14 protein-coding genes are annotated in these 13,188 nt (G+C 40.9%); 2 read left to right on the top strand and 12 right to left on the bottom strand.

The annotated features are described in order from the left end of the window. Positions 1-5: 5 nt before the first annotated feature. The gene (locus FTU83_RS06380; RefSeq protein ID WP_180105950.1) at positions 6-656 is read right to left on the bottom strand and encodes an SAM-dependent methyltransferase; all 651 of its coding nucleotides are present in this window, start codon (positions 654-656) and stop codon (positions 6-8) included. Positions 657-739: 83 nt separating this feature from the next. Here FTU83_RS06380 and FTU83_RS06375 point away from each other — a divergent pair, with 83 nt between their 5' ends. Continuing rightward, the gene (locus FTU83_RS06375; RefSeq protein WP_078189771.1) at positions 740-925 is read left to right on the top strand and encodes a DNA gyrase inhibitor YacG; all 186 of its coding nucleotides are present in this window, start codon (positions 740-742) and stop codon (positions 923-925) included. A 93-nt stretch (positions 926-1,018) separates the two neighbouring features. On the opposite strand, the gene FTU83_RS06370 is transcribed toward FTU83_RS06375, so the two are convergent. The 5 genes from FTU83_RS06370 to FTU83_RS06350 form a co-directional block, all read right to left on the bottom strand. Next, positions 1,019-1,663 carry an MBL fold metallo-hydrolase gene (locus FTU83_RS06370; RefSeq protein ID WP_078189772.1) on the bottom strand — a complete coding sequence of 215 codons (645 nt, stop codon included), beginning with the start codon at positions 1,661-1,663 and terminating at the stop codon, positions 1,019-1,021. Between the two features lie 12 nt (positions 1,664-1,675). Then, positions 1,676-2,698, bottom strand: a complete 1,023-nt coding sequence (gene hemH / locus FTU83_RS06365; protein ID WP_180105934.1) for a ferrochelatase — start codon at positions 2,696-2,698, stop codon at positions 1,676-1,678. Between the two features lie 65 nt (positions 2,699-2,763). Next, on the bottom strand, positions 2,764-3,792 hold the full coding sequence (locus FTU83_RS06360) for a DUF4062 domain-containing protein (protein WP_180105933.1): 1,029 nt from the start codon (positions 3,790-3,792) through the stop codon (positions 2,764-2,766). Between the two features lie 122 nt (positions 3,793-3,914). Beyond that, entirely contained in the window at positions 3,915-4,802 is an 888-nt protein-coding gene (gene murI, locus FTU83_RS06355; RefSeq protein WP_168377950.1) for a glutamate racemase, read from the bottom strand. Positions 4,803-4,851: 49 nt separating this feature from the next. After that, the gene (locus FTU83_RS06350; RefSeq protein WP_168377951.1) at positions 4,852-5,460 is read right to left on the bottom strand and encodes a DUF1285 domain-containing protein; all 609 of its coding nucleotides are present in this window, start codon (positions 5,458-5,460) and stop codon (positions 4,852-4,854) included. A gap of 194 nt (positions 5,461-5,654) precedes the next feature. Between FTU83_RS06350 and FTU83_RS06345 the strand changes: the two genes are divergently transcribed. Continuing rightward, positions 5,655-7,367, top strand: a complete 1,713-nt coding sequence (locus tag FTU83_RS06345) for an electron transfer flavoprotein-ubiquinone oxidoreductase (RefSeq protein WP_180105932.1) — start codon at positions 5,655-5,657, stop codon at positions 7,365-7,367. A 223-nt stretch (positions 7,368-7,590) separates the two neighbouring features. On the opposite strand, the gene FTU83_RS06340 is transcribed toward FTU83_RS06345, so the two are convergent. The 6 genes from FTU83_RS06340 to tusA all read right to left on the bottom strand — a co-directional run bounded on the left by FTU83_RS06340 (position 7,591) and on the right by tusA (position 13,143). Further along, positions 7,591-7,974, bottom strand: coding sequence for a hypothetical protein (locus FTU83_RS06340; RefSeq protein WP_180105931.1), 384 nt, complete (start codon positions 7,972-7,974; stop codon positions 7,591-7,593). 320 nt (positions 7,975-8,294) lie between these two features. Next, complete coding sequence (locus tag FTU83_RS06335) at positions 8,295-8,780, bottom strand: hypothetical protein (RefSeq protein ID WP_180066036.1); 486 nt, start codon at positions 8,778-8,780, stop codon at positions 8,295-8,297. Then, positions 8,777-9,415 (bottom strand): hypothetical protein, encoded by a 639-nt coding sequence (locus FTU83_RS06330; RefSeq protein ID WP_180066034.1) that lies wholly within the window; start codon positions 9,413-9,415, stop codon positions 8,777-8,779. Before FTU83_RS06330 ends, FTU83_RS06335 begins: the two co-directional genes overlap by 4 nt. Further along, complete coding sequence (locus FTU83_RS06325) at positions 9,408-10,127, bottom strand: hypothetical protein (RefSeq protein WP_180066032.1); 720 nt, start codon at positions 10,125-10,127, stop codon at positions 9,408-9,410. Before FTU83_RS06325 ends, FTU83_RS06330 begins: the two co-directional genes overlap by 8 nt. Positions 10,128-10,130: 3 nt before the next feature. After that, positions 10,131-12,752 carry a type VI secretion system Vgr family protein gene (locus FTU83_RS06320; RefSeq protein ID WP_180105930.1) on the bottom strand — a complete coding sequence of 874 codons (2,622 nt, stop codon included), beginning with the start codon at positions 12,750-12,752 and terminating at the stop codon, positions 10,131-10,133. Positions 12,753-12,885: 133 nt separating this feature from the next. Beyond that, positions 12,886-13,143 (bottom strand): sulfurtransferase TusA, encoded by a 258-nt coding sequence (gene tusA, locus FTU83_RS06315; RefSeq protein WP_078189780.1) that lies wholly within the window; start codon positions 13,141-13,143, stop codon positions 12,886-12,888. Between the last annotated feature and the right edge of the window lie 45 nt (positions 13,144-13,188).

The following is a 13,188-nucleotide window of genomic DNA, read 5'->3' as shown; positions in this document are numbered from 1 at the left end:
CCCAATTATTCCGCAGATGCTTCGGTGGGTTGCTTACCTTGTAGCGGCTGAAAATCATCAAAACGTGTGGTGTAATCTACAGGCTTGGTAATGATTAGCTGCTGACAGAGTTCACCACGTTCTAGATATTTAATTTCAAAATGCGTGCGTGCTGAAGTGGCTGCAATTTTTTCCTTAACAAATGGCAGTTTCCATACATCAATCAATTGCTGCTGTGCTTCCTCAATATATTCAGGAATATTACTCGCCAAGGTAATCTGACCACCCGGCTGCAAACGCGACAATAAAAATTCAAAAAACGGCATATTTAACCAGCGCTGTGCAGGATTATGCGGTTCAGGGTTTGGATACAAAATAAAGAATTGCTGTACTTGCGCAGGATGTAAGGCATGTACTACCCAAGGCAATGCATCAGCATGAATTGGAGCTAAATTGCTTTGCCCTTCAAGTTGATGCTGCTTTTGCATTGCCACAAATTTTTCACGTGTCCGCTCAACAGCAATCAATTGAAATTCAGGGTGATTGGCTGAAAACAATAATGCATGTTTACCTTTACCAGCCCCAATTTCCACACAAATCGGCGTGGAATCAATCGGCTGAAAATCACGGGGAGCTCGCATACGCTGCGCTTGAAATTGACGAATAGGCATAAACAGATCAAACTAAACAGAACGGCATAAGTCTAACAACTGCGACTGTATTTGCCTAATTGAATCATCCGTTTTTGCTGGAGTTAAGCATGCCCACCACCATGAATTGTCCACGCTGCGGCGCATTGACGACTTGGGAAAATAATGAATATCGCCCGTTTTGCTCAGATCGTTGTAAATTGATTGATCTCGGTGCATGGGCCAATGATGAATATCGTCTGCCGACACAAGATGCACCTCAGGCCGATGGTGGCCGTGAAGAAGACCAATTCTAAGGACTCAAGTGCATAACCCTATTATTTAGGTAAATAAAACAGGAATCCGTTTGGATTCCTGTTTTGTTAATTTAAGTTTCTCAATCTAGTTGCTTAACCCGCTTTACCAGCAACGAAAGGATTATGTTGTTTTTCATAACCAATGGTACTCATTGGACCATGCCCTGAAATAAACTGCGTGTCATCCGGCAAGCTAAAACATTCACGCTGAATGGAGTCGAGTAATTGTTGATGGTTACCACGTGGAAAATCTGTCCGGCCTATCGAGCCTTTAAATAACACATCACCCGTCCAGAGCACGGCATATTTTGCGTTATAGAACATGACATGACCCGGTGTATGCCCCGGTGCAAAACGAACTTCAAACTCTTCAGCACCCAGCTTCAAGGTTTCGCCGCCTTCCAACCATTGGGTCACATGGACATTTTCAGGGATCGGGAAACCGTATTTCGCAGAAACCTCCTGAATCATGTCCAACCAAAACGCATCTTCTTTATGCGGGCCAATCACCGGAACATTCCATGCTTGGGTTAATGCCCCAACCGCACCCGCATGGTCTAAATGGCCATGCGTTAACCACAAGGCTTTGACCGTTAAACCAAGCGCTTCAACTTCAGCTTTTAATTTTTCAGGCTCTCCCCCTGCATCAATCAAGACCGCTTCTTTCGACTCAGAGTCCCAAACAATGGAACAGTTTTGTTGAAATGCCGTGACGGGTACGATTTTAACTTGCAACATAGGGCGAAAACCTCAAGGCGATGAATGGGCTAATGTTTGCTTTAAGGCATCAAGATTAGCTTGAAGTAATAAATTGAGCAATGCGACATGATCATCCCGCGCGTTTAATGCTGGAATATAACCATATTCGACACCGCCTGCAGCTTGGAAAATTTCAGCATTTTGCAGCGCCAACTCTTCTAGCGTTTCCAAACAATCCGCTGAAAATGCAGGGCTCATAACCTGTACCGATTTCACGCCTTGTTTGCCCCACTCGACCAAAGTGGCATCGGTATAAGGTTTCACCCATTCTTGCTTACCAAAGCGCGATTGGAAACTAATCTCATACTGTTCAGCAGTTAAACCCAAAGCTTGTGCAACCAAATGACCCGTCACACGGCAACGATCTGCATAGGGATCACCCTTATCGGCATAAGGCTGTGGAATGCCATGAAAAGACATCAGCAACTTATCCGCGACCCCATGCTCCGCTTGATAATCACGCACACTTTGCGCTAAAGCTTGAATAAATAGCGGGTGCTGATAGTAGTCACGAATAATACTCAAGCCCGGCAAATTGCGTTGCTGCGGAATCCATTGTGCGATCGCATCATATAGCGGTGCAGTCGATGTGGCTGAATATTGTGGAAACAACGGAAATAATAGAATGTGGTCTTGAGGCTGCTCAGCCAATTGCGCTAAAGCGGCAGAAATCCCTGGATTACCATAAGTCATGGCCGGAATCACATTAAGTTCAAATTCTGGATATTTTGCTGTGAGATGCTGTTTTACTGCGGCAACTTGCTCAAATAAAATTTCACGCATGGGTGAATCATTACCCCAAACCATGTCATAAGCATGTGCAACACGTTTAGGGCGAAATGGCAAAATGAACAAACGTAGAATGATTTGCCATATCGGTTTCGGGATTTCAATCACTCGCTGATCCGACAAAAACTGTTGCAGAAAACGACGCACTGCGGGCACAGTTGGCGCATCAGGCGTACCTAGATTCGCCAGAATAATGGTGACTTTAGCTTTCTCGACAGGCAACATTACGCTTTTTCCATCAATTTGAATGACGCTAATGTAGCAGCTTTTTATCTATTTTATAAAACAGATTAATATGCAGATTTAAATTGAAAAACCCGATCATTATCCAACAAATTACTTTCTAGTAATTTTTGACCTTTACTGGTTACTTGCCACAACATCCGCTGACGGTCATCTCGGCCATTGGGCACAATCCAGTCATTCTGCCGCATCTGGCTTTTAATGCTGTGTAAAGCCCGAATATTCACCTGAGCACGAGCAACCGCATGCGCACGAGGCATTTCAACGCGGGCATCTTCCAAACCTGTTTCGTTTAGAAATTCATTCATGCGTTTAGAGAAAAACTCTTCTGGGGTCGGATTGACAAAAGTTGAACCTAAAATCGAAAGCAACTGTGCCCAAGTCATTTTTTTCTGAACTTTCAGCTCTTTAAAATTGCCGTCTTGATAGGCATGCATGCGATATTCAAAAGAGAACACTTCATGCATAGACACTTTCGGTAAGCTCAGGAATGGGTCGACTTCTCGTTTTCCTGATTCTGTTTCGAGCTGTACCAATTTTGCTTTTAAGCGATCAATTTCATCATGCAAAGCTTGGGTATTTTGCGGACGAACCCAACCTGAAACAGGATAGCGCTCTAGCATTTGCGGCATGTTCAATCGCACTGCCATTTCTAAATCACGCAAGGTTCGATAGCTAAAGACTTGATCCACTTCATTTTGCAATAGCTTACGAAAGTCTTTGAATTTTTCACGTAGCTCAGGCTTTTCATCATGCAAAGAAAGATCACGTGAATTTGGATCTTCATGCATAAACACAATGACCGGCTTTTGTTTCGTCACTGCATAAATATATTCAAGGTGCATATAACCCACACCTGAAACAGACTGCTCGCCATACTGACTACCCAGTAAGATCACCACATAATCACAGTCATCAATTTGACGACGCGCAAAAGCCGTACTTAATGGTGTGCGCTGTTCCAACCCCCAAGAGAAAAAACCCATCCCTACAAGCGTCTGAGCCAAAATGATCCGTTCTGGCTGCATTTCACTGCCAGATGTGGAAATGAATACTTGATAACGCTTATCGAGCATTAGAGATCCTCTTCCCGTTGCACGCTATATCCAGCACTCAAAAAAGTGGTTGCTGAAACATACAGCATGACTACCCCAAATAGATTTAAATTGTTTTATCTAAAATCGTTCAATCACAATGATTAAAATTCTAAACTTGCCGCCTGAATATTGCAGATTTTCCAAGTGATTTGATCATCTTGAATTAAGCGTGCTACCACAGGTGTTAAGTTTTCCGCATTATTTCCACTGACATAACATTCGATACGCAGTGAATCTTGGCGGTTATGCTCAAATAATAACTCATTTTTAATCAAAATTTGGGCTGTTTGTCGTGCAACCGCAAATCCTGAGTCAATTAATGTCAGCTTCTGACCAAAAATATACTGAATTGCCGATTTTAGGAAGGGGTAATGCGTACATCCAAGCACTAAATAATCTGCACCTGCATCTACAACTGGCTGTAATATCTCAGTTAATGTCTGCAGGCAAGGCTCAGTCATTTGCGCCCCCGCTTCAACAAAGGGCACCAATTCCAAAGAAGTCACTGACAAAACTTGCACCCCTGCAGGTTCAGCAAATCGCTGCATGACATCTTTGATTAATTTACCCCGAAAAGTCGCAGGCGTTGCGAGGACAGCCACAGTTTTACTTTTGGTCTGTAATACCGCAGGTTTTAAGGCTGGAACCAAGCCAATAATCGGAAAATTTTCACCGTAGTGTTCACGCAAATAATCCAAACTAAATGCCGATGCCGTATTGCATGCCACCACCGCGACTTTACACCCCTGACGGTATAACCACTCAATCGCATGTGCAGTCAGTTCACGGATGTCCTGATCTTGACGCGGGCCATAAGGGACATGTGCCGTATCTGCAAAATAAACAATCCGTTCATTCGGTAAATAACGTGCAATTTCCAACGCAACAGACAAACCACCAATACCTGAGTCAAATACCCCAATAGGCGCATCAGCAGTCGCTTTTGGCATGGGTACATTTAAGGGGTAAATGGGATGAATGGCGGTCATAGGGTCACTTTAATTTAGATTCAGAATGACAAGGTGGAAAGCTTAAACCTCAGGTGCCTAATTGCAAGTGCAAATCACCACTTTGTAACACTAAAATGGACTCCCCTTGCTCATTTTCAAGCAGCTCACCCATCTCGACTAAATGAAAAAATGCAGCACGTTGAATTAAGGCATTTATACCAAAACGAACATGCACATAAGGACGTAGTTCACCCTGATATTCACGCATAAAAATCGGATGTTCCTGATCAACAATAATCAGGTCTTGGGTGGTTGTGGTGAATTGAATATAGTTTTTAGCGTCAATCTCAACGTGATCCACCTGATTGACAAATAAAGGCTCATCTTCCACCTGTATTTCAATTTGTTCCACAGGGGTTTTTAAATAGAATTTCCCATCTTCTTTCCAAAGCACGGTTGAGAACAGATCAATGAGTGCTTGCCGCTTGATCAATTGACCATCGTGCCACCATTCTCCATTGGCTAAAACCTTCAAATCCATTGCACCACAATGCTTTGGATGCCATTGATCTAATGGAGGGATTGACCTTTTGTGACCGGACTGTCCATCTTTTAAGTATTGTGCAATGTTCATTAAATTTCTATCATCCCTATTAATGAATTTTTTCGTCGGGTTTTCGTTCAATTGCTGCTTCATCCGCCTAATAAATACCTTAGTGACGGAAAAATAATATGATTCAGCCAATTGGCTAGAACTCGGTTTAAAACTATACTAGCCCACAATATCAAAGACACGATAGAAAAATTGTGTCTGGGCATTAAGAACACTCATGGCAGCACCATTTAAATGAATTGAATGGATGCCACCTTCCGAAATATGAGGAGTCCTACATGGAACACATCGAACGTGAATCGATGGAGTTTGACGTAGTTATCGTCGGTGCAGGTCCTGCCGGCCTATCTGCTGCGATTAAAATTCGTCAACTTGCAATTGAAAATAACCTAAACGATCTGTCCGTTTGTGTCGTGGAAAAGGGCTCCGAAGTGGGTGCGCATATTCTATCAGGTGCTGTGCTTGAACCTCGCGCAATGAATGAATTGTTCCCAGATTGGAAAGAACAAGGTGCACCTTTAAATGTGCCTGTGACTGAAGATAAAACCTTCTTCTTATTGTCTGATGAAAAATCACAAGAAGCACCACATTGGATGGTGCCTAAAACCATGCATAACGATGGCAACTATGTTATTTCGTTAGGTAACGTGGTTCGTTGGTTGGGCGCTAAAGCTGAAGAATTAGAAGTGTCTATTTTCCCAGGTTTTGCAGCGTCTGAAATCCTTTACCACGAAGATGGTACTGTGAAAGGTATTCAGACTGGTGACATGGGCATTGGTAAAGATGGCGAACCAACGCATAACTTTACTCCTGGCTATGAACTTCATGCCAAATACACATTATTTGCTGAAGGCTGTCGTGGTCACTTGGGTAAACGTCTGATTGCTCAGTTCAACTTAGATAAAGATGCTGATCCGCAACATTACGGTATTGGTATTAAAGAACTTTGGGAAATCGATCCTGCTAAGCACAAACCAGGTTTGGTGATGCACGGTGCAGGTTGGCCTTTAAGTGAAACAGGTTCTTCAGGCGGTTGGTGGTTATACCACGCTGAAAACAACCAAGTGACATTAGGTATGATCGTTGACTTGTCATACACCAATCCACACATGTATCCATTTATGGAAATGCAGCGCTGGAAAACACATCCACTGATCAAGCAATATCTTGAGGGTGGTAAGCGTATTTCTTATGGCGCACGTGCGGTTGTAAAAGGTGGCTTCAACTCACTACCTAAATTCACTTTCCCAGGTGGTAGCTTAATTGGTGATGACGCAGGTTTCCTAAACTTTGCGAAAATCAAAGGCTCTCATACAGCAATGAAATCAGGCATGCTGTGCGGTGAAGCTGTATTTGAAGCGATTGCTGCGGGTGTGGAAAAAGGTGGTGACCTTGCCATTGCACGTGTGACTGAAGGTGAAGACTTCTTCGCTAAAGAGTTAACTGCGTACACAGACAAGTTCAACAACAGTTGGTTGAAAGAAGAGTTATATAACTCTCGTAACTTCGGCCCTGCTATGCATAAGTTTGGTCAATGGATGGGTGGTGCGTTCAACTTTGTTGATCAAAACATCTTTAAAGTGCCGTTCACGCTGCATGACTTACAGCCCGACTTCAGCGCTTTAAAAACTGTCGATGCTGCGAACTTCAAACCGAATTATCCAAAACCAGATGGTAAAATTACATTTGACCGTTTGTCTTCAGTATTCGTATCAAATACGGTACATGAAGAGAACCAACCTGCTCACTTGAAATTGACAGATGCTTCTATTCCTGTACATGTGAACTTACCAAAATGGGATGAGCCTGCTCAGCGCTACTGTCCTGCTGGTGTTTATGAAATTATGGAAGAGAATGATGGTTCTAAACGTTTCCAAATTAACGCGGCCAACTGTGTACACTGTAAAACGTGTGACATCAAAGATCCGTCTCAAAACATTACTTGGGTAACACCTGAGGGTGGCGGTGGTCCTAATTATCCTAATATGTAATCTCTTTTGAGATTGAAATAAACCCGCTTAATGCGGGTTTATTTTTTAATAGACAATCACACTCTTTAAATAAATATTATTACAAAAAAACTAATTCCTATAAAAAATGAATTTCATAAGTATTTCATTTAAAATAATTATCAATGTATTATTTTATATCCACTAGATTTAGATATTTTATAAATAATTAAAATAAATAACCTCACTAAGCCTAAATACAAATTTAAATTTCATCTATATAGTAATATAATTTTTTAGACCCTTCAATTTTATAATAATTAATTTTAATTTCTCTAGAACTTTCCATATTACAAAGCTTACTTACAACTTCATCTCCTCCACCGTACATTGTAATTTCCTTATTTTCGATCAGAAAATTAAACGATGTCGGCTCTTCATGATTTCGATGAATTTTTTCCAACTTATATTTTAAAGTTAGATCTTTTATTTTAGAAAAATCAGTACTATTAAATGGGAAAATCCCCCTATTACACCCACCTAAAAAAAGCACTTGTTTATTTTTCTCGTATAAATATGCTATTTTTTCGTCATCAGCATATACATGCAAGCTAATGAGCATCATAAAAACTAATATATTCTTCTTCATTTTAATGGCCTACTCTTTCTAATTTGAGTAACCCCATATTGATCATACTGAACAGCATCACTTTGAAAATATGCATTATCAGGATGATGAGATAATCATTTTTTAGCCATCACATTATAATTTATTCTGACCTAAAATACTGTAGCTCAATCAAATACTACACCTATATTTAAGTATTTTTTTATATCAGTTCGCGCCACCATACGGAATATCTTCCAGTATTCACACATTATTCAGCCATTAAAATTCCGCCCCAAAAACTAGATTCAACCATTCTAAAAAAACCACCAGTAAAACTAGTTTAACTGGTGGAATAAATTCTAATGATTCGCTACTTGCGCATCTAAAGTTCTAAACTTTGAATTGATAAAACTATAGGTTCCATAATATAAAAAAATCGCATTTCCGATTACATCTATTTCATAGCGCTTCATAATAATATTATTGATCCGCCCCTGACTAGCATTCAGCTCATTGCGAAAAACATCTCTATCTCTGCTATTCTTAAATTTAAGCGCAATAAGCCCAACCTCTTTGTTTTTTTCCTCCAGTATATAAATACGAGATTCTAATCCACAGATTAAGTGCACAGAGGGCGCAATTTTTTTCAGAAAATTTTTCTTTAAATCCTGTTCGGCAAATTTAGCTCTAGCAACGCCTCTTACTGCGCTGTGCATTTGCACAAATGCGTAATTATAAACATTCAATTCATGTTTTTCTTGAGCGCTGAAACTGCAGTTTGCGTAGGAAAGCGTGCTGGCAAAAAAGCATAATATAAAAATTTTTAAATTCAGATATATGTTCATAAAATTCCTCTGTTATAAAGTTCGCCCGTCCGCGTGTCATAAATGTTGTAATCTTTGATTTTTGGTCTGACCGCTTTGTGATAGGTAATTTTCGCTTTGACCTTCTTAAGCTCACTTTCACCCGACAATTCCAGCATTTTTTGGTTAAACACACTAAATCCTTTATGTCCAAAAACTTCTAAACAGCCTGCTGTGCCATACATATCATCCATTGAGCAGGTATCCGGCCCATCATGAATGAGGAAATTTCCTGTCACAATCCAAGCGCCGTTCTCGGCTTTATCTGTACTATGTAGAATATATTCTTTGTACCAGGTCAATTTATGAACCTGCTGATCCGCCAGTCCGGCGACTGACAAAATGGTATTGCCTTTTTTGTCGATTACGCAGCGTGGGCCGAATCTGCAAACTTTAAAGTAATATCCTTTTTTATCCTTGGTATACATATGCAGACGGTATAAAGGCACTTTAACCGCTGTATGCGGGCTGCCGTGAGGATAGCCCCACATATACATATAGCTGTTTGGAATCGGTTTACTCGCTAGTTCCAGCAAAACCTCATTCTTTTTGCAATTGGTGATGGCATTCTGTTTATTCGCCATTTCTTTTCTTATTTGTTCAAATGGATCAGACATCAGCAGCCACCATATAACTTTCTAATTGTAATATTTTCATTAAATCGGGTTCATCAGGGTCTTTCAAAAATGGATATTCTCGGTTGAATTTATTCACATCAAATTTTATTTTCTGCGCAGCAATGACAAATCGCTCAATATAAGGGATTTCCAGTATCTCGCATTGCAGTGCATAATCAACGATTGCTGAAATTTGATAAAAATCTGCATTATTTTTTTTGCAAAAATTTATTTTAAAGTATTCTATTCTTTTTTCGAAAATCGATTCGAACTGCGCATTCTCAAGCATGATCAACGTTTTTAAACAGTCTGTACTCTGATAAAAATGCGAACGGATTTCTCCATTAAAAAGAACCGTAAACGATTCAAAACCTGAAAATACAATGTGTTTCTGCTCAACATTTAAAATGTCAAATAATGAAAATACAGTAAATGGCTCATACAGTTTGCACATTGAATTCTCAAAATTGGAAAAACTGAAGCATTTTTTAAACAGCGCATTTAAGACTTCATCCATTTCCAACCGGCTACTGATAACAATATATTCATTGAACTGGTTTAAAATGTTCTCGTTATACACAGCTAGCACAGGAGAAAATTCTAATATTTTAGGATTATTAAATTTTTCAAAAAGATATTTAAAATCAGAACCGTTTAATGCTTTTTTTGCCTGCTTATACTGCAGCAGATCAATTAAAATATATGTATTCATTGTTTAGCCTTTTATAAAAAAGGTTAAATTTTTCAGAGATGATATCAAACACTCAACACAAATATTAGGCATCACGCCTAAATCAGCACTCTGCGTTTGCCCAGCTAAAAACTTATGCTGCCCTGCCTTAACTTCAAACTTACCGCTAGTTGTCGGTAATACACCCGCACTACTAATTTCAATCTGGCTACCACCAGCAGTTAGCACGATTTTTTTGCTCGCTTTGATTTCAACTTTATCTTCCGTAGAAATAATTTGAATACCCTTTCGTGCAATCAGATCCGCCCCATCTCCTTGCGCTTGGATTTCAACTTTGCCTTTACCAGCATAAGCTCTTAAGCCTTCTTGTGCTGCAAATAGACTGATCTTGTTTTGTGCATGGGCAATCAAGGATTTTTGGCTACTGAGGTTGATGCTATCGCCTGCACTTTGGCTGATCTGCCCATCCGCTGAAAGATGAATATCTTCCTGACTACTCACAGCAATGGAGTTTGGTGCAGATAAAATCATTAAGGCTTGTTTAAAGGCATCAGCTTTTTCTTTACTGCCTTTTTCGATTTGGCCAAGGAAGTTTTTCAGATTATCTAAGACTTCAAGCGGGTCAGTTTGCTGGTTTTTCGCCACTTCACTTAAGGCTTTACTGCTGTTTAAGTTGGCTTCGATTTGTTCTTTCGCCGCTTGTGCATCGAGGTGCATTGCTGCTGCTTGTTGTTGTGGGTGTGTGCTGACAAGGAGCCCTTGTCCTGCACGCACTGCGCCCCATTGGTCGGTTCTCAGTTCAAAGCCTTCGCCTCTTCCCTCACTTTCTGCGGTTTCTTTGGGATGACTGAGGTTTCCTAGGTTGAGCTGAGTGGCACCATGGGTACTTTGTAATTGTGTCGAGATTTGTCCTGTGGTGTCATCAAAGCGCAGTTGTCCAAAGCCTTCACCTTGGACTTCCTTACTTTTTATTCCAGCCAGTTTTTTGGTGTCTGGCAGTTTGCCTTTACTATCAAATTGGGTTGGACTGCGCTGTGCCTCATGTATGCGCCCCACTACAAATGGTCGGTCGATATTACCGTCAAAGAAATCGATGACCACGATTTCATTAATGCGCGGTAAGAAGCGTGTGCCATAGCCTTCGCCTGCCCATGGAGTAAGTACATCTACCCATGCAGAGTCCGTATCATTGTCATTGCTGCCTGCACCGCCATCATGGCTGTGGTCATCTCCACGGGTAAATAAAAAGCGGACTTTGATACGCCCCCATTCATCGACATGTATTTCTTCACCACTTGGCCCGACAACTTTAGCCCGTTGCGGATGGGTGCTTGGACGGTGTTCGAGTGGGTTATATGCAGGAACCGTCACAATATTGCGGCGTTGTAATGTGAGCTGATTGGCCTGACGCTCGGCCTGTTCATGGATCGGTTTAATGTTCCACTGACTTTGTTCAATCAGTTGATTGACTTGTTCAGAGAGGTCTTTAGGTAAGTTATTTTGGTTATAGAATTTTTTTTCTGTGATTAAAAATTGTTTGTCTGCACCACTGTGTTGATCGATTTCTGGGTGTTCATTCAATTCAAACCAATAACCGACTTGTGTATCACGCACAGTCGATTGTGCACTGAATTTTTTCGATTGTAGCTCGTGATAGCGCGTTAGGTTTTGATTCAGTTTTTCAATTTGGCTATTGGATGAAGCAGTGGCTTGATCTTCACCTTTTAAATCTTGCATCCATGCAGGGCTGACATGCCATGCTTGTTCCAAACTTAAGCTGGCATTGTCTTGGCTTTGGCTATGCTGATGTTTACTTTGAACTGAACCTGCGCCTTCTTCTTGGCTGAGTCCATCGGCTTGCCAGCGCTGCACATGGACCGCAGTCGGTTGAATGCTACGCTCACCGATCAAGCTGGTGATGCTGTCTTGTTTTTCTGTGGCGCTAGAGCGATGAAAGCGGATGCTACGACGGCTGAGTGCTTGATATTGGCTATTGTCATCAATCAGGCGAAGTTTTTGTTTTTCAATTGGCGCTGAGGAATGTGGTGCTTTCAGCTGCGCTTCATCGATGAGCCAATTGATGCCTTCACTGCGCCAAAGACGCGTTAAAAAGTCATAATCGCTTTCATTCGACTGCATGATGAAAGGTCGTACATCATAGTTCTGACTTAAACCGCTTAGATCTAGCGTTAGACTGGCAGCAAAGAGCGGACTTTTGCTTTGCCATTCTTTAAAGAGAGTCTCACTGACTTCGCGCACCGATTTGTTCATAAACACACGACTGTTGCGGCGTTTATGCCATAGCGACGTTGCGTCTTCTAGAGTGAGTTTATATAGGGTGAGTGAACCGTCACTCTGGCCTTGGGTGGCTTCGGTAATAATACCCGTGGTACGGAAGAGTTCGCCCTGATCGGTCACTTGATCAACGGCGACCTGTGCGCCAATAAATTGTTTTAGTGGAATAAGTGCATTCGTAGATAGGCAAATCAAAGTCGCTTGCAGGCCTTGGTTTAAGACATGCTCCCCATCAATACGTTGAATAAAAAGCTCGTCATTCAACGCAGGATTGGAAAATTGCACATGAATGGCACGTTTTTGGGCGGATAAGCCTAATTTTTCAAGTATAAGAGCAATCGAATTTGACATTTTAAAAGTCTGTTTTTTAAACTTTGTATAATTATGCTGCGAATGATATAGGCTAGCCATCAGACTTGACCAGCCTATTTTATTAATAAAAATGTAACATCTTAATAATTATTATTTTTTACAATCTCTTAAATTAACCTTTCTGAACCAAATAATGGAATTCTTTATTTCCATTTTCATCAAGACGTTCTTCTTGAAGCAAAAGCTCATGACCTAAATGCATACAAAATTTCGGAATATCCCAAGAGGTCGAATTATCTGTTGCAAAAACCTCCACAATATCACCCGATTTTGATTTACGAATGGCTTGATGCAACATCATCACAGGCTCAGGGCAACGTAAGCCACGGGTGTTTAATTGAATTGATGGGGGCACAGAAGGCTCAGACATTAGAAAACTCAGTATTAAAATCTAGGGCTATTTTAGCATAATCCT

The organism is Acinetobacter sp. YH12152 (genome assembly GCF_013418285.1).
GTDB classification, from domain to species: domain Bacteria; phylum Pseudomonadota; class Gammaproteobacteria; order Pseudomonadales; family Moraxellaceae; genus Acinetobacter; species Acinetobacter amyesii.
The sequence above is the reverse complement of the archived record's forward strand: the minus strand, read 5'-3'. Positions and strand labels throughout refer to the sequence as shown.

Bases quoted from the DNA above. Each gene is read 5' to 3' on its own strand.
- FTU83_RS06320 (WP_180105930.1), bottom strand. From the start codon at position 12,752: ATGTCAAATTCGATTGCTCTTATACTTGAAAAATTAGGCTTATCCGCC.
- FTU83_RS06370 (WP_078189772.1), bottom strand. From the start codon at position 1,663: ATGTTGCAAGTTAAAATCGTACCCGTCACGGCATTTCAACAAAACTGT.
- FTU83_RS06375 (WP_078189771.1), top strand. From the start codon at position 740: ATGCCCACCACCATGAATTGTCCACGCTGCGGCGCATTGACGACTTGG.
- FTU83_RS06325 (WP_180066032.1), bottom strand. From the start codon at position 10,127: ATGAATACATATATTTTAATTGATCTGCTGCAGTATAAGCAGGCAAAA.
- FTU83_RS06340 (WP_180105931.1), bottom strand. From the start codon at position 7,974: ATGAAGAAGAATATATTAGTTTTTATGATGCTCATTAGCTTGCATGTA.
- tusA (WP_078189780.1), bottom strand. From the start codon at position 13,143: ATGTCTGAGCCTTCTGTGCCCCCATCAATTCAATTAAACACCCGTGGC.
- FTU83_RS06335 (WP_180066036.1), bottom strand. From the start codon at position 8,780: ATGAACATATATCTGAATTTAAAAATTTTTATATTATGCTTTTTTGCC.
- FTU83_RS06330 (WP_180066034.1), bottom strand. From the start codon at position 9,415: ATGTCTGATCCATTTGAACAAATAAGAAAAGAAATGGCGAATAAACAG.
- hemH (WP_180105934.1), bottom strand. From the start codon at position 2,698: ATGTTGCCTGTCGAGAAAGCTAAAGTCACCATTATTCTGGCGAATCTA.
- FTU83_RS06360 (WP_180105933.1), bottom strand. From the start codon at position 3,792: ATGCTCGATAAGCGTTATCAAGTATTCATTTCCACATCTGGCAGTGAA.
- FTU83_RS06350 (WP_168377951.1), bottom strand. From the start codon at position 5,460: ATGAAGCAGCAATTGAACGAAAACCCGACGAAAAAATTCATTAATAGG.
- FTU83_RS06345 (WP_180105932.1), top strand. From the start codon at position 5,655: ATGGAACACATCGAACGTGAATCGATGGAGTTTGACGTAGTTATCGTC.
- murI (WP_168377950.1), bottom strand. From the start codon at position 4,802: ATGACCGCCATTCATCCCATTTACCCCTTAAATGTACCCATGCCAAAA.